The sequence below is a fragment of the Noviherbaspirillum suwonense genome (assembly GCF_900182955.1).
GTDB classification, from domain to species: domain Bacteria; phylum Pseudomonadota; class Gammaproteobacteria; order Burkholderiales; family Burkholderiaceae_D; genus Noviherbaspirillum_A; species Noviherbaspirillum_A suwonense.
Map to the genome: position 1 here is coordinate 1 of NZ_FXUL01000004.1, position 16,368 is coordinate 16,368.

Annotated in this window: 9 protein-coding genes and 5 pseudogenes; 9 read left to right on the forward strand and 5 right to left on the reverse strand. The window is 46.3% G+C overall.

Translation table 11 applies throughout. The features are described from left to right. Window positions 1–268: 268 nt before the first annotated feature. A pseudogene (locus QOL82_RS07220) lies at window positions 269–430 on the forward strand (IS5/IS1182 family transposase); the annotation flags it as partial. A gap of 442 nt (window positions 431–872) precedes the next feature. Then, window positions 873–1,976 (forward strand): heme-binding protein, encoded by a 1,104-nt coding sequence (locus tag QOL82_RS07225; RefSeq protein ID WP_283441580.1) that lies wholly within the window; start codon window positions 873–875, stop codon window positions 1,974–1,976. 213 nt (window positions 1,977–2,189) lie between these two features. Here QOL82_RS07225 and QOL82_RS07230 read toward each other — a convergent pair. After that, window positions 2,190–2,571: pseudogene (locus QOL82_RS07230) on the reverse strand (transposase); the annotation flags it as partial. Window positions 2,572–2,997: 426 nt separating this feature from the next. Here QOL82_RS07230 and QOL82_RS07235 point away from each other — a divergent pair. Continuing rightward, window positions 2,998–3,981 (forward strand): trypsin-like serine peptidase, encoded by a 984-nt coding sequence (locus QOL82_RS07235; RefSeq protein WP_283441581.1) that lies wholly within the window; start codon window positions 2,998–3,000, stop codon window positions 3,979–3,981. Between the two features lie 971 nt (window positions 3,982–4,952). Next, window positions 4,953–5,084, forward strand: a pseudogene (locus QOL82_RS07240) (IS5/IS1182 family transposase); the annotation flags it as partial. Here the strand turns inward: QOL82_RS07240 and QOL82_RS07245 are convergent. Beyond that, a pseudogene (locus QOL82_RS07245) lies at window positions 5,075–6,060 on the reverse strand (IS3 family transposase); the annotation flags it as partial. The pseudogenes QOL82_RS07240 and QOL82_RS07245 sit on opposite strands and share 10 nt — an antisense overlap. A 79-nt stretch (window positions 6,061–6,139) precedes the next feature. Next, window positions 6,140–7,432, reverse strand: a complete 1,293-nt coding sequence (locus QOL82_RS07250) for a S8 family peptidase (RefSeq protein ID WP_283441582.1) — start codon at window positions 7,430–7,432, stop codon at window positions 6,140–6,142. A gap of 553 nt (window positions 7,433–7,985) precedes the next feature. Between QOL82_RS07250 and QOL82_RS07255 the strand changes: the two genes are divergently transcribed. Genes QOL82_RS07255 through qhpG form a run of 5 tightly spaced genes read left to right on the forward strand, consistent with a single transcriptional unit; the run spans window position 7,986 to window position 14,487 of the window. After that, window positions 7,986–9,437, forward strand: coding sequence for a ferritin-like domain-containing protein (locus QOL82_RS07255; RefSeq protein ID WP_283441583.1), 1,452 nt, complete (start codon window positions 7,986–7,988; stop codon window positions 9,435–9,437). A 16-nt stretch (window positions 9,438–9,453) separates the two neighbouring features. Next, window positions 9,454–10,839, forward strand: a complete 1,386-nt coding sequence (locus tag QOL82_RS07260) for a hypothetical protein (RefSeq protein WP_283441584.1) — start codon at window positions 9,454–9,456, stop codon at window positions 10,837–10,839. Between the two features lie 20 nt (window positions 10,840–10,859). Continuing rightward, window positions 10,860–11,669 (forward strand): hypothetical protein, encoded by an 810-nt coding sequence (locus QOL82_RS07265; RefSeq protein WP_283441585.1) that lies wholly within the window; start codon window positions 10,860–10,862, stop codon window positions 11,667–11,669. Between the two features lie 2 nt (window positions 11,670–11,671). Then, window positions 11,672–13,054 (forward strand): radical SAM/SPASM domain-containing protein, encoded by a 1,383-nt coding sequence (locus QOL82_RS07270; RefSeq protein ID WP_283441586.1) that lies wholly within the window; start codon window positions 11,672–11,674, stop codon window positions 13,052–13,054. A gap of 14 nt (window positions 13,055–13,068) precedes the next feature. Beyond that, window positions 13,069–14,487 (forward strand): flavin-dependent monooxygenase QhpG, encoded by a 1,419-nt coding sequence (gene qhpG / locus QOL82_RS07275; RefSeq protein ID WP_283441587.1) that lies wholly within the window; start codon window positions 13,069–13,071, stop codon window positions 14,485–14,487. 311 nt (window positions 14,488–14,798) lie between these two features. Here qhpG and QOL82_RS07280 read toward each other — a convergent pair. Both QOL82_RS07280 and QOL82_RS07285 read right to left on the reverse strand, forming a co-directional pair. Continuing rightward, a pseudogene (locus QOL82_RS07280) lies at window positions 14,799–15,605 on the reverse strand (IS5 family transposase). A gap of 385 nt (window positions 15,606–15,990) precedes the next feature. Further along, window positions 15,991–16,209 carry a hypothetical protein gene (locus tag QOL82_RS07285; protein WP_283441588.1) on the reverse strand — a complete coding sequence of 73 codons (219 nt, stop codon included), beginning with the start codon at window positions 16,207–16,209 and terminating at the stop codon, window positions 15,991–15,993. Window positions 16,210–16,368 lie beyond the last annotated feature (159 nt).

Below are 16,368 nucleotides of genomic sequence, written 5' to 3' on the forward strand. Positions count from 1 at the left end.
GTCTGCGCCGCTGGACCCCGGTAATGACTTCCACTTGCTGATTTCTTCCCGAAGGCATAGGTCTATCCATAGCAGTATTCCTAGTCGTTAGTTTACGGAATACCGACGGCCCGGGGAATCATGGGGCTACTTCACGGTCATCAGTTGCTGTCCGAGATCATCTTCAGCAAGCTGCTCTCCCAACTCATGCTCCATCCCCGTAATCTGTTTGCTGAAATACGTGTAATGCGCCTGCAAGCGTTCAAGTTTTGATACCAGCCCTGCTGGCGATAGTCGTGCACACCGCTTGGCCTTGGAGCAACGCGGCATTGACCACCAAATTGCCAAACGCCGAACTGCGCATGGCAGCAATCTTGGCAAGACCCGACGGGTGGTTGGACGCACTACCGCTTGGTTGCATCAATTTCGGCGACTGTGCGTACGCTACGAACGACTGCCCTCATTCATGAAGCATTCTTTCACTTGGGCTGCGCCCCTATTTGTTGGCGCATTTGAAAAACTCATTTTGTTAGATGCTCTTAATGTTTTTTCCTTACTTAGCGTTGACTTTTACTATTAAGCACACACTGAGCGGTGCTTTACCAGTTTCTGCAACAGCTTTCGGCATAAATCAAACGACCATCCGTACAAGATATACCAAGCTATTTTTGTGCCGTCGCCGCACCGACTATAGTTGGAGTTTACTAGTCCCCAAAGCACCTGGCACTTTTATATAACTTTGATGTAGCACAATTTAACAATTCTTTGGCGGGTCAAGATTAGTGCAGGCGGTAGATATTTAGTCGGTTCAGCTACGTAGTGCTCGTTGTAAGGCGCAGGCACGATAACGTAAATTAGGCATTGCATAAGTCAAGATTAAGGAGACAGTTGTTATGGTTAAAAAAAATCCAATTGACAACAGAAACCGGCAGTTCTCGGATGTAGTGCCACCACAGTCTACGCTAGTTCGCAAACTTACCAATCGAGGATCCCCGCCGCCTCAAAATCTTGGCCCGCTCCAAAATCTTTTAGGAATATGGACTGCGAACGGAACTGGATGGAACATGATTGCACTACCGTTCCATAATTCTCTACCGTCGCCTGCAGGGTTCAAATTCAGAGTACTGATGAATCAGTATAATGAAGAACTTCGCTTTACTTTTGTGGACGATGATGTGCCGAATCGAGGTTTGTTAAGGTCTGGAGATCCCAATTTTGATCAATTTGTAGTAACAGTTGATTATCAACAGAAAATCGCTCAGGTCGTGGCGGAAGACCGACCAGTGAGCGATGACGCAGGTGGGACCGGTCTGCCGATCCATCACGAACCCGGATTATGGTTATACATGAAGAATCGTAGATCAAAAGACGATCGAATTAGAGATAACACTGTGACAGAAGATGAAATTGATGTTGCGCGACTTGCATCTATTCCCCATGGAAATTCCGTTCTGGCGCTTGGAAAATCTGAACTACATAAAGGCATGCCGGCAATTCCACCAATTAGCGGATTGCCTTTAGGTCGATTTGAGGATGTCAGTACTCCGGATTATGATTTTAAGTCTGATCCGTATTTCGCACCTTACAAGCATTACATCGATAACCCTTTCATGGGAAACGTCACAGTTCCTGGTTTTCCTGGATTCAGTCCGGATGACATGAACAAGATTCTTAGGTTTGCAAACCAAGGTGTCAATATAGTTAAGACGACAACTTTAACTGTAGATTCTACTCGAAGGACCGGTGGAATAACGAATGCTCCATTTTCTGTAAGAGAAGCCGAAGCAGTCAGCATGAAATCAACTTTTTGGATTCAAGAGCTCGCTGAAGTTGACCAATTTGGCAATCCAAAACTGAGGCTCCAATATTCTCAAGTTGTCATGTTAGATTTCTTCCACCCTCGTGAAGATGAATCGCCAGGACGGAATGCTTGGCCACATATCAGTGTTGCGACCTTAGAAAAGGTACCGGCAGAATATGCGCTCGTGTCATCGTAACGGAAGCGACATCCGTTCCTCCTACCTTACATAATAAGGTTGTGCAATTCATATTTGAAGCCGTTCTTGTCATAGAAATCATCGCTAAATCGTCAATTCTATTTCTAATTTAGGTTTAATCATAGAAACACTTCCGTGTAAAACCAAGGGCTTAAATATCGGGCAACTAATCTCAAGCGTGGCAGCATCAATACCGAGGTGGATCTTGCGTCACTGGTGCCGGTGATCGGCGCCGTGCATTTTGTACTCCACTCACCTTTGTACAGCAACTTGATACCAGTGCTATCGACCAGCAAATGCAGACTGGTTACGGTAGGTGGTGCGACTTCAATAGTGACTTGCCTAATGTCTTTTGCCCCCGGCTCACGGTACTGTAGTCGGAAACAGGCGAGGCCAGGCCTGCAAGGCCGAGCGGGCTTCGCCACGCCCATTGTTGTTGATGAGGCAAGCTGAACGGGCGCTTGATGCTCAGGCAAAACTGGATCGCTTCGTCACTGAAACTCGCACTGCTGCCGCGCTTGCCGTTTGCCTAGCCATCCCAGTTCATGGCGTAATCGACCCTGATCAACCGCGAGCCGCGCGATTTTAACGCCACGCTGTACGCTCTCCGGTTCGTCGTTCAGTATTCCAAGAGGGGCGGGTTGCATGCGCTCAGCATATCCAAGCCGCAGCCTATGGGCTGGACGGCATGATTTGCTTAACAAAACCCTTTAACATCATTTTCTCGCAAAAAAACGTTGTAAAAGAAAACTGAGGAACAAGCGTCCTAATTCGGCTTTTTTATGGATGCATAAATAACAAAACCATGTTAAGAAAAATATAACAACAATCAAACTAAGTGTTTCACAGCCCGTTAAGCGTTGCCTGCTGTAATACCCTTCAGTCCAAGTTTTTGACTGACATCAAAATATGCAAGAAAAGAAAGAGCATTCTGAAAATACCATGAACGGCATCGCGGTTACGGCATGGCGAAACTTTTACAGCGAGAGACTAAATTTCGACATCTATCCAAGGAAGAATTATGTCTAACGATAAAGACTTAGAAGGCGTTGACCATGAGGAATTACTTAAGGTGATTCGCTCACGGAACAAACCGCAAAAAGAAAACGGAAGTAGTACGGCTCTTACAAAAGAGAAAAATATAGCTGCGTCCGACATTCCAACGTTGTTGAAGGCGCTTAAAGCAAAGCAAAAAGTCATTTATGGCGTGGACGATCGCAAAGACATGTATGAGGTGTCTGAAAAGAAATTTTTAGTTGACGCGGATAGCGTTGTAGCTTTATTCAAAGAAGACAAGGTCTTGGATAATTCAAACGGGACATCCACGCTTATCACCGAAAGTTTCGGCATCTCCCATAACTTATGCAAAGAATCTAATGTGGCATTTTTTGATCAGCCAACAGGTGCTTTCTGCACGGGATTTTTGGTGGCTCCAGATATAATCGCTACAGCCGGACATTGCGTAACGACGAGCAATGTATCATCTATTAAATTTTTGTTCGGCTTTCGCGAAGCTATAAAGGGAAAACCGGAGACGGTTATTAATAATATTGAAATATATACGGGTACCGAAGTCATTGATATCAAAAACACACCAGATGCCGCAGATTGGGCGCTTATTCGTCTAGATCGTAGGGTAGAAAATCACCCTGTCGTTAAAATTCGTAGGAGTGGTAAAATACCAGATGGTCAATCCGTGCACGTCATTGGGCATCCCTCTGGACTACCGGCAAAATTCGCTGACGGTGCCTTAGTTCGTGAAAATACACAAAACGAATATTTTGTCGCAAACCTCGATACTTTTGGTGGAAATTCCGGCTCACCCGTATTTAACAGTGACACCCACGAAGTTGAAGGAATACTCGTTCGCGGCGAGGCCGATTTTGAAACGCGTGGGACCTGCCTCATCCCGCTAGTCTGCCCAACGACAGGCTGCCAAGGGGAACACTGCACACGAACAACCGAGTTTGGGCATTTGCTTACAAAAGAAGATAATCCTGGGTAACCAGCTAAATGCGGACAAGCGGTTGTGAGATCATACTCAGACGGTTAGTAATTATTAATAATTGGCCCGTACAAATTAAGCTTTAAAATTTGGAGGCAGCCGCAATCCTTCGGTAAGTTGTTAACCGGATCGTTGCGGTAGTACGCTGCCTGAAAGGCTGAAAGAAAACAAGCAGAAAAACGTTAAAACGGGGCAAGTACAGCTTTGTTAGACATATTTTCAATGTTGCTCGCGTAGAAATTGGTCGAACTCTTTTTAGGGAAAATTGCTAGCAGTCAAATAGTTTAGAGCGCGTGCCCAATTTAGTAAAATAAAACACGAAACGACCCACTGAAATTTATAGAAAAGGAAAAGCGGTTGTTTCCAAGTCCGAACGTGAAGTCAATCAGAGATTTGACGGCGATCATAATAGCAATGTGGGGATATCTATTATTCGACTCCAACAGATGAATTGAATTTATATGATGCCAGTCCTCAATTGCCATCTTCCGTTGCACGATTTGGAATCTCAGTTAATAACAGTCGTGCGTAGAAGCAAATCAATCAACGAAATAATGAAATTTTTTCGGTCTTGCTCAAACGTTGAATCTGCTAACTGCAGAAACTATTTTTTAAAAAGCAATCCGCCACAGCGGGTTTTTTCTATTCAATGTCGTGGAAGTAACGAGCTAACTTTTCAACTCACTTTAAGAATTATAGAATTTTCTGGTCAGAAGTTTGAGTTTCACTCATTAGAAATAGAACAGTGACCCTAAAAACAAATTGCATTCGATGCAGTCAGAGTCGATTATATGCAGATCTGCAGTCACAGCACTGGCAAACTTCATACCAAATCGTTGGAAGAAGACCCGGCTGTTATAGGTCATTCGGCCTGCTAAGATTTTTCTCCTATTGCAGTAAATGGCCCTGAAAGTTTGCGCGGCAGAACGCTGACAGGTCATCGGATTGGATAAAGTAAACGTTAAGGGAGAATGACTACAAGCTACCTCCCTTACGACCCGCAGCAGCAGATGCTGTTGCCTTACGTCTTGCAAGAGTGGCTGCCCGAAGGGCATCGAGCTTATTACATCAGCGATACGGTGGGCACTCTGGACTTGACTTCTTCGAGATTGTCAAACAGGTAGTGTGCCAGCAAGTCATTCCGGACTGTGCGGTTGTACCGTTCGATAGGCATTCTGCCGTAACTTATAGGGTTGGACGAATTCGATCTGAATGCCACGCCGGCTTGCCCATGACATGAGAGCGCCGCTGACCTATTCAGGGCCGTTATCGCACCGAATCCTTTCGGGATGCCCTCGCCATTCCATGATGCGTTCTAGCGATCGGATCATCCGCTCGGACAGCAGCCAGAAGCCGACTTCGATTTCCAGGCCTACCCAGTTGAAATCATCAATCACATTGCACAGCCGGATACTGCGGCCGTTGACCAATTGGTCGTGCATGAAGTCAATCGACCAAACTTGATTGTCCGCCGTTGGCTCGGCCAGTGGCTTAGGCTTCTCCCGCACCAAGCGTTTCTTCGGCTTGATACGTAGATTTAGTTCCAATTGTTGATATATCCGATAGACACGTTTGTGATTCCAACGGTAACCCTTGACGTTATGTAGGTACTGGAAGCACAAACCAAAGCCCGAGTTACGCTGGTTGGTCGTCAGGCAAATCAGCCAGTCGCCAATCTCACTGCTCTGCGACGACAGCTTGGCCTCATGCCAATAGCAGGTCTGACCAATGCCGAACGCCTCCCATACCGGCCGGATGCTGATTCCTTTGTCTCTTACTGCCTGTTGCGCCATTTCCCGCCGTCGAGATGGCGCTACCACTTTTTTTTGCATGGCCTCAGCGATGATCTCTGCCTCCAGATGCTCCTCTTCGTACATCTTCTTCAGCCGCCGATTCTTCTTCCAACTCCTTCATTCACCCCATCAAGGTGGCATCCATGCCGCCGAACTTATTGCGCCAGCGATAGAACAATGCTGACCTGATGCCTTGCTCTCGGCACAGTTCTGAAATTGGAGTGCCGGCTTCTGCCTGTTCGAGAATGGTAATGATCTGGCTTTCCGAAAAGCGCGACTTCTTCATGTACAACTTCCCCGTTTCTAATTGGAGAAAACTCTACTTTCAAATCCGCTTACTTTTCCGAGGTTACCTTGGTACGAAATTATGGCGCTTTTACCATCCCGGCACCTACATCAAAAACATCGAAGCCTTGCACCAAATCTGTCGTAGTGGCTGAACCAATTATTTTACTCGTCAGCAAAAGACCATTAAACATGCCCTCTGTTTTCAACTTTTCTGCCCAAAGCGCTCCAATACCAGCTACATGAGGAGCCGCCATACTCGTACCACTTAGCTTATGTCGCCCGCCGCCTAATTTTGATGAAACAATATCGAACCCGGGCGCGCAAATGTTCGGGCCAGTATTTGAAAATGGAGCAACCGCATACCTACGTCGGCCCTCCGTATAAATTGGCATAAAAGCGCCAACAGAAATCACACTTTCTGCTGCGGCGGGCGGAGACACCGCAACCTCGAAATTAGAATCAATTTGCCTCTCGCTCTCGTTACCTGCAGATGCAACTATGATAGTCGGATTTCCTAAACCAGCCCGTGCCTTGATGAACGCCGCCATTTTATCAAAAAGATTTATGTTTGCTCTGTAGGCTTCAAGTGCCCTCGAAAAAGCGATCTGTTTCGGCAGGCCGTTGCGTTCTAATTCAAGGGCCAAAGCTGGGAAATCAAAGCCAACAGACATACAAATGATCGTCGCTCCTCGTTCAGCTGCCCAATACATGGCGTTTAAAACATTTTCACTAGACGCCCCGTCTTTGCCGATCACCTTAGCAATTAACGCAGTTTGTACGCCTGGTGCTACTGAAATTCTAGAGCCCTCGTGTGCCCTGCCAAAAATTATTCCAGCACAATGGGTTCCATGTCCATCAGTATCGCCATTTCCTTCACCAGTGAAATCATTCTCTATAATGTCAATACCTTTAAAATCCTCGTGTTTGGCATCAATCCCGCTGTCAAGAACCGCTACAGTAATACCTTGACCTGTGTATTTTGATGTGCCAGCACCAGTCGCCTCTATTCCCCATTCAAAAAAATCATGCTTCCTTGCTGAAAGCACTTTTCCGGGCGACTCAATACTAGCAGTAAACCTTTTTATTTGTGCTTTTGTCAACGGTCGAAGAAGTTTCATAGGCATGTCTGGCGCAATTGCAAGAACACCCGGATCCCTTGCAAGAATGCCGAGTTTAGACCTTGGGATCATCTTGGTTTCAACCGCAATCCTGTCGTCAGCGAGTAAAGGAGAAGCTGCTGAAATCAAAACTTGTCCTACGTTACCCTTGAAAAACTGAGTCTCACTAGGTAATGAAAACGAGGGTCCAGAAAACATGTTATGTTTAAAAGCAGGTTTTAAGCGCAAAATAATATGACTAGTTTCTTTCATTCCATACCCCAAGTCAACTCTTTAAACAACTGATAACATAAAGAGAGCATCGTGCGAGTAGAAGATGTTCGCAATTAATTGCTCATCCTGCACCGACCGCTGCAAAATTAAGTCCGAAGTTTTATTGATAGTGTGTGCGTCTATAAATCAAACCTTAATGCTCGTTTTGTATAAATTCACCATTAGAAGCAGGGTTGCAGCTTCACGCGCCGATCAGCACAAGTAGGACCGCAATACAAAAATGAATGATGTGCCGATATCATAAGCATGATTTGTGGAATATCAAAGTCGAGCACAGGTTAAGGATTCTAATAAGGGTTCGGTACTCGAGATTTGACGAAACAGAGTAGCTGTCAAGCCGTCCTCGACCAATGACCATCACCACACTTTCAAAAATGGATTAATGCATTATCGGTTTTTTAGAGGGAATGGGATTCTTCTAACTTATGTTCGCAGCGCTTTCATAGGTACGAGATTCAGCACAAACGAAACTTGCTATTTGGAAAATAATTCTTGTTAATAAACTAGATTTAAACATGCAAGGATATAACTTATGAGAGCTCGAACTCGACGGCAAATTCATTTGCTAATAGATCAAGACATTGGTCAATTAGTCTTGAAACACGGTTTGAATAAAGAGAGTAGTTTAGACGACAGGTCGCAACGTTTTCCTTCGGAGTTTGGTGCGCACCAATACGTGGTTATGTTACTGCACGTTGCGGCCGAAATTGAGCACATGCTAATGGTTCAATACCTTTATGCAGCTTACTCGCTAGGGGGCGATCAAGTTCCAGAACGGTATAGAAGAAAAGTTGCATCATGGCAATCAACGATCCTTGGAATAGCGAAAGAGGAAATGGCACACCTCATGACTGTGCAAAACGTGCTGCGGTGTATCGGGGGACCGCTAAATTTCGACAGGGAAGATTACCCATCTTATTCAGAACTGTACCCATTTCCTTTTCTTCTAGAGCCGCTGACACGTACCTCACTTGCAAAATATGTTTATGCTGAAGCGCCTGATCCCGATAGCTGGAGTGGGCAAGAGGCAGATGAGATAAGGGAAATTATCCAAGATGGAGATGGCACTCCCTATCTAAATCGCGTCGGTAAGGTTTATAAGGAGATTATTGACATAATCCAAGACGAGCATGCTCTAGAAGACAAATACTTTAGAGACACTACGCATTCTTTCCAAAGTAACTGGGATGAATGGGGAAGAGGATATGCAAACGGTGAAAGACGTAATCCGGAAGCACAAGATCCAGAGGGATCTCCTAGCCTGATCCTACGTCCGGTTTCTTCCCGTTCCGATGCAGTTTCTGCTTTAAATGCAATTGCAGTGCAAGGGGAAGCCAATTCCGTGAATGCTTCTGAGGCAAAATCACACTTTGCTAGATTTCTTAATATATACCGGGATTTTCCGGACAGAAAAGACTGGATCCCAACAAGAAATGTAGTAATCAATCCATCGGTGTCACCCGTAGACTTAAGAAATTCCGACACCAATCAACTGCCGACAAGCACGATTACACATCCAATAAGCAAGCTTTGGGGCAACCTTTTTAATATTCGCTACCGCATTCTCCTCTCGAGTTTAGCTCATAGCTACGATTACCGTAATGACACCTCAATGTCGAGTTCAGTATCACCTCGAGGACTTTTAATTCATACAACATTTGGGGAAATGTACAACATTCGCTCGATTTCCGGAATACTGATTCAGTCTCCAGTGTCTACAGACAATGACCAAGAGATGGCTGGGCCACCTTTTCAAATGCCGTACACACTAACACTGCCTCATGATCCGGTTGATCGATGGGCTCTTTATCTCGACCTATTTAGCGCTTCGATTGATATCTCATTCCGTTTGAAAAAAGTCGTAGACGCGCGCCATCGGAGCTTTTTAGATGTACTTATCTCCACTGACCAGAAAGCCTTGACGAAAATTGAAGCTTTGATCAATAGCTTGATAACAGTATCTCGTACGACTGACCTAACTTAAACTACTGGTGACGAACATGGCTATTGTAGGACTTCGGCTACTACCGTCGATGGCGATTGGACGATTTGGCTCATCGGAACATCCTCTTGAGGCGTACGAATTACGCTTCGACGAAAATGATCCGTTGGGTTACCGGAAGATTGTTCCAAAGACGACGTTTAACATTGACCATCAGACCGGCGAAGTAATAAACGCATATATACCGCGTAATATAAAGTTTAGAGACGGCTTTCAAATACGCCCTGTTGCGCCTTTTATAGAAGTTTTCGCGCTTATTTCGGACGGGACATTGGTGCCGCTTACATACTCGCTGCTCGAAGCAGAGGGTCTTGGGTTACAAAATATCGAGTGGAATGTTAACGTTGGCAACTTGAAAGTATTTCGCCAAACTGGCGATCAAAATGATAAGGTTCTTAGCAAGACAGGATCTTTTAATGATTTTGAACTGCATAAGCTTAACGGAATATGCGCCAATTTTTTGGAAGGCAAATCTATTGATTTCGGAAGTGTAAGGTTTATAAAACCGACGCTAAAATTTCCAGAGATCCGTTTAAGATTTATCCCTCCAGCGGGTCTTGTCTACGGCTCCAGTACGCTGCGATATAACATGGATGAAAATAAAGATGTCATAGATCCGGTTTTTGTAGGTAAAGAAGAAAGGATCGTCTATGACACATCGCGAGGTAAATGGCGTGGGTTTGGTAAAGATAATGAAGCGTCGTCCACCCATCATCCGACCAGCCCTGGCGACATTTACCATGGATACTGGCCGGACTGGAATGGGCGGCCCATTAGTTGGGGTTATTTAGATGATGTATGCGACGGGCCCGTTACGATAAAGCTTTCACGTAATGATGGAACTACACTTCGTGCGCAAGCTTGGATTAGCTCAGCCATGCCTACATTTGCGCCCGATTCGCTCCCCCTTAGGACCGTTGCCGATGAACTTGAGCAGCTTATTTTGGGTCCTGATGTGGCGGATGAAGAAGTATCAATTCAGTCGGCCGCTGAGATTGTACGCCGAGCACTTGAGTCAATTCGCTTCATGAACACAACGGTTATGAACGGCAATGTGGTCAGTGGAAGGTCAAATATTGCGCGAACATTAGGTACGCAAGATACAAGCAACTTTGGCCGAGAGTATGAACCGATTATGGCTCAATCACTAGTAGACAATTTCGGGGTGATTGCTTTGCATGAACGCATCTACTCTTCTCTCCTAAGCGGCTCGGCGCCGTGGTTTGCCGATGTATTGCGACGGCCAGAAGAGGTCGGTGATCTTAGCGATAAGGGTAGGAGGAAAATGCCACCTATGTTACGAGGCGCGGATGGTCGCGCGCTTACCTTGACCAGACGACAAATCAGCCAGGTGGTTAGGGCTGCAGTGCGCGGACTACTTTAGCAGCGATAGGATAAATGAAAATGGATCCAAAAATCGAACCAAAGAACCGTATGGCACAATTGTTGCACCTTTCCGCTGGAAATCCAGCAAGTACTCTGCCGACATCTACGATTTCAAATTGTTTCCCTGGACTAGAGTATGACTTCAAGAATTTTTGGCGACGTGCATTCGTTGGGATAGTTATGTTAGAAGGCGATAATTATGTATCTGAAGTTACGGACACAAATTATGCTGGGCTAAAGTCGCACCGTTTGCTCAGAGTTGATGATATCGACATAGTTGTTCCAGTTTTCGGGCCTCGGATTCCGGAGGGTCGTGCGGTGCTCCTTCCTTCTTATGAAAATCCCGGTCTAGTAGCGATAGAATGGTCCAACGCATTAGCATATGCCATGCAAAATCAAGGGAAAACTGTAAAGTGTTTCTTTAGTATTGAGGAGGAGGAGCTTCCAGTCCCTTTGCCCGCTGACTCTAACGCACTTCTTGAAGTTGAAATGGTGGTTCGCGTAATGTTTGAAGATGAGTCGGGCGAATTTGCCCATGAATTACTGGAACCAGGCGAATTAACTCAAGGTCTGTGCTCCCCATGGCAACATGACTACCGTGAATGTTCTTGCTACTACTGGCCAGCAAGCCGCCCTGACTTCGTGAATGTAGTTCCTGCCGAAAACGGAAGAAGTCGTGGCGATAATTGGATTTCACGCAACCGAACAGGGGAATATATTTTAGATGACAGAAAGGACAGTCGCTTGGTAACTTATGATGAACTATTCCAAAGGTGGGAAGAGATGCTCCGCTTCCAAGTTGAAGGAAAAGATGGAGAGGAGACTTAGCAATGTTAAACGAGCATCCTGTAATCCGGGTTCGGAAAGCTAGTAAAGAAGAATTACAAACATCCCAGAGCGTGAACAGCTGCAAATCGAGACATGCACACTGGCAGAGATATGGAGGTCAAGGCCAGCTACTTGTTGTTAATGGTACCCAGTTATTCGACGTCGATGATGAGATACTGGATAGGCTAGATGTGGCAGCTCAAAATGGCGATCAAGCAGTTGAGGATGTCCTGCGTAACTTAAATCTTCTTACTCCTCCGCTGATTACTGATGAACCGCTTACTAATCCTAAGCTTCGTGCGTTATCGCTAGCGGTTGCTCAAAAGTGCAATATGGGCTGTTCCTACTGTTACGCGAGTCAGGGCAATTTTGGTAGCGATGATAAAAGCATGACATGGGACACAGCGCGGAGAGCCGTAGATCTTTTATTTGAGGACATTAAAGCAGGCGAAAATGTTAATCTTGCTTTCTTGGGAGGTGAGCCGCTTTTTAACCGCGTTGTCATCCAGGCTGTTACTAAATACGCTGCGAATCTTGCCGAAAAGCGTGGAGTGAAAGCTGGTTTTTCGCTCACGACGAACGGCACACTTCTTAACGACAATGATGCATCATTTTTTGAAGAGTATGGCTTCGCCGTAACTATAAGTTTAGACGGCTTAAAGGAAGAGCATGATAAGCGAAGGACTTTTAAAAATGGCAAGGGCAGTTTCGATCAGATTATCAAGCGTGTAGAACCTTTGCTTTCGTTACAAAATCGAATGCAAGTGTCGGTGCGAGCTACTGTCTGTCCTGGTAACACACGTCTCAAAGAAGCGGTAAATAATTTTCTTGACGTTGGATTCCACTCGGTTGGGCTTTCGCCGGTCCTTCACTCTCCAGATGGGATTGGCGAAATGACCCAAGCTGACTTCGATCAACTTCTTGCAGAAATGATAGATTGCGGACATGAGTTTGAATTAAGAACATTACGAGGCAATCAATACGCTTTTAGCAATATTATCAATGCACTCAATGAGATCCACAGGGGCACTCATCGACCATATCCCTGTGGTGCCGGCGCGGGATACCTAGGCGTGTCTGCGGATGGCAATCTTGCCGCGTGCCATAGGTTTGTCGGAGACCCGATAGGAAAAATGGGGAGTTTAGAAGACGGTATTGATGAGACAAAACGTAATATTTGGCTTGCTACCAGACACGTCCATAAACAGATGCCATGCACCAACTGTTGGGCTCGCTATCTTTGCTCCGGTGGCTGCCATCATGAAGTAATTGCCCGAGGGCGACCAGCATGTGATTTCATCCGTGGTTGGCTTGAATATTGTTTGCAGGCCTATGGGAGACTTTCGTCACTGCAACCTGACTGGTTTAATTATCCTAGCCGGTAAGTAAACTGAATTGGATGACAATGCAAGGTTTTGATGTTTGTGTTATTGGCGGTGGCCCCTCCGGCTGCATTACTGCTCTTAGCCTTGCAATTCGTGGAGTACATGTCTGTGTGATTGAAAAATACGTGCCTTCGGACGCCCGTTCATTCGAATCACTTACCGACGGGATTTGGCCAGTCCTCGACGCTATTGGAATACGCGAATCGTTCCTAAAAGCTGCGCTGTTGAACTTTAGTCCCAAAATTGTTCTTTGGGAGAACGCCGCCGAGCCTGATGTTAATTTCTTCAATAACGACGTCAGCATGATTGTCGATCGCTCCCGATTTAATGAATTTTTTTTAAAGTCACTTCAGGATTTTGGTGTGGCAGTGTTTCGCCCGGCAATTGTCACCCGAACTAAGTATTCGACACTTGGATGGGAAGTGGATCTATCGGTTTACGGAAAAAGTTCGCGAATTTCTAGTCGATTTGTTGTTGACGCATGCGGAAAGAGCGGTTTCTTACCTCAAAAGAAAACACGTAATTCACCGCGAACGATAGCGCTTTGTGGAACGCTTCAGAATTCAGACAGTTCACCTATGACGTACGTTGAGGCTTTTCCGCAAGCTTGGTGTTGGGGTAGTTCGCTTCCTAATAAGGGACTTACCGTAATGATGTTCTCCGATTCTGATACCTTTAATTTGTCCTCAAAGAGAGAAATAGAAGAGAAATGGCGGTCAGCCCTATCTCAGTCAAAGTTTTTTTCAAAGTTTTCCAGCTGTCCTTTGTCACAAAATTTAATTCTGCGAAATGCGACAGCTTATTGCGTCGCCGATCCGCTGCAGGACAGTTATATTAAGGTAGGAGATGCTTCTTTTAGCTTAGATCCATTGTCGTCTAGCGGGGTAGAGAAGGCAATGCATACTGGATTAACGGCAAGTGCAGTTATTCGTACGATATTAAATAAGCCGGCGCGTTTGGATTTGTGCAAAAAGTTTTACTGTGATTACCAATCTGAAACTATTGCAATGCATATTTTTTGGGCGACCAGCTCGTATGCGAAGGTGAAACGTTTCGATGAATCTCCATTTTGGAAGTCGAGATCCGTTTCCCATATTCGTGCCATCGCGCCTCGCCAAAACGATATCGAATTTGGAAAAGTATGTGATATAAAAAATGACACTTTTTTTCAGTTTTCAAAAAACACAAAGTTTGAGAAAAGGCCATGTATTATCGATAGTATGGTTTGTGAAAATACTGTTCTGGTTCACCCCAATTTGGCTCGTCCCATTGCTTTTGTGAGCGGTGTGGACGTGGATCGTCTTTTCCCGCGTTTTACGGACCGTATCAATGCGATAGGACTGCTACGTTATTGGGCGGAAAATTTTCCTTCTGTGAACGGTGTGCGAACAGCCGCCTGGCTTTTAACGAATCAAGTTATGGAAGTCAGTTAACTAGTCGTCCATGCAAATCTCTAAAAGCCTTTTGACCACAAGGAGTTAGCCGCTAGTTCTCTGATCCTGATCCCTAAGAACTAGCATAAGCCCTAGTGAAACCTGAGGGAGATGGGGAGCATTGCAGATGGCAACTGACGATTTTTTCCGAGCCAGGCGCGACCAGATGGTCGATTTGCGACATCCGCTTTCCGTATTGGCAGGCCGGCTGCAGGGGTGGCTCCGGAAATTCGAACAGTTGGATAATTGGAGACCTTGCGGTGAGATAACCTGAGTTCTGTGGACATTCCCGTTTGATAAACTAAGAGCGCCTAACAAAATGAGTTTTTCAAAATGCGCCAGCAAATAAGGGCGCAGCCTAAGTGAAAAAATGCTTCTTGAATCGAGGGCAGTCGTTCGTAGCGTACGCGCAGTCGCCGAAATTGATGCAACCAGGCGATCGTGCGTTCAACGACCCATCGGGTCGTGCCAAGATTGCTGCCATGCGCCGCTCGACGCTTGGCAATTTGGTGGCCGATGCCGCGTTGCTCCAGTGCCAAACGATGGGCGCGACTATCGTAGGCACGATCGGCTTGAACGGACTTGGGCTTTTTCAACGGCCACCCGCGTTTTCCTCGAATTGGGTAGACGCCATCGACCAATGGCAGGAGCTGCGTGACATCAGGCCGGTTAGCCTTGGTCAGAATGACATTGACCGGGATGCCTTGCGCATCGACGAGCAAAGGGTGCTTGCGGCTCGCCTTACAGCGAATGGTTGGGTTCGGTCTAGTTTTTTCCGCCATGCCCAGCCCGTACCGATGAACTGTCGGCAACGACACGGGAGAAATCGAGCTTGTCGGCGCCACGCAGTTTATCCGGCAGCACACGGTGCAGCTTGCGCCACACTCCGGCCTTTTGCCAGGCATGCACCCGGCGCCAGCAGGTCAAACCGGAGCCGCACCCCATTTCTTGGAGCAGCATTTACCATGGAATTCCCGACTGCAAAACAAACAGGATGCCCGTCAGGACGCGCCTATCGTCCAGCGGCTTGCGGCCAGGAGGCGTCCTGCGCCGCCGCCTGACTGGAAGCAGTGGCTAGACTATTTCCACAATGCATCATCAACCAGTTCGCGTGCCATATTGCCTCGCCACGATATATATCGACGAGTTGCTATGACAGTAAAAATCCCATTTTGTTAGATGCTCTAAGACAAATCGCCTCGGCTTATTGCGCCCACCCAGGCCGACACGCTTTAGCGTTTATTTCAATAACCAGATGACGCTTGAAAAAATATAAATATGCAGTCAAGTGCGTATTATGAAGCAACTACATCACGTTATATACCATTGTTTTTTATTGCTAACTCAGTCAGTCAGTCAGTTAGGGTACAATTTTTACCTGTCATAAGGGTTCGAGTCCCTCTGGGCAGGCCAGGCTCCCGCTTTCATTCGTTCATCCTCCCGGCACTTCTGTTATTTCCGTCATTGGCGCGCCATCGATTGCGCCTTTGTCATCCGGCATGCTCATCCGGATTTTTGCCGGCCCGGCGGATTCCTGAACGGCACGTCGCTGCGCGCTGCAACGACCGCGTCCGGCGCGCATTCCTGCAGGTCGCGCAACCGGCGATTGATCTCGCTGAGTCTCAGGAATACTTCCCGCTTTTCATCGAACAGCGACCGTGCCTGGCTGTAGGCGTCAGTCATCCGTATTTGTTCAACCTGCAGATAGCGATCATTTGCCATTGTGCGAACTCCACCAATTTGGTTCCATGGGATAGGCCCAAGTATAAATGGTGAGTTTATCAATAGATTGTGCAAATTCAAGCGGGATAAATTATAGAAAATAAGTATCAAAACGATTAAGAATACTTATTGCGAGGCGGGTATCCCGCTGCCTGCCGC

Bases quoted from the DNA above. Each gene is read 5' to 3' on its own strand.
- QOL82_RS07225 (WP_283441580.1), top strand. From the start codon at position 873: ATGGTTAAAAAAAATCCAATTGACAACAGAAACCGGCAGTTCTCGGAT.
- QOL82_RS07235 (WP_283441581.1), top strand. From the start codon at position 2,998: ATGTCTAACGATAAAGACTTAGAAGGCGTTGACCATGAGGAATTACTT.
- QOL82_RS07250 (WP_283441582.1), bottom strand. From the start codon at position 7,432: ATGAAAGAAACTAGTCATATTATTTTGCGCTTAAAACCTGCTTTTAAA.
- QOL82_RS07255 (WP_283441583.1), top strand. From the start codon at position 7,986: ATGAGAGCTCGAACTCGACGGCAAATTCATTTGCTAATAGATCAAGAC.
- QOL82_RS07260 (WP_283441584.1), top strand. From the start codon at position 9,454: ATGGCTATTGTAGGACTTCGGCTACTACCGTCGATGGCGATTGGACGA.
- QOL82_RS07265 (WP_283441585.1), top strand. From the start codon at position 10,860: ATGGATCCAAAAATCGAACCAAAGAACCGTATGGCACAATTGTTGCAC.
- QOL82_RS07270 (WP_283441586.1), top strand. From the start codon at position 11,672: ATGTTAAACGAGCATCCTGTAATCCGGGTTCGGAAAGCTAGTAAAGAA.
- qhpG (WP_283441587.1), top strand. From the start codon at position 13,069: ATGACAATGCAAGGTTTTGATGTTTGTGTTATTGGCGGTGGCCCCTCC.
- QOL82_RS07285 (WP_283441588.1), bottom strand. From the start codon at position 16,209: ATGGCAAATGATCGCTATCTGCAGGTTGAACAAATACGGATGACTGAC.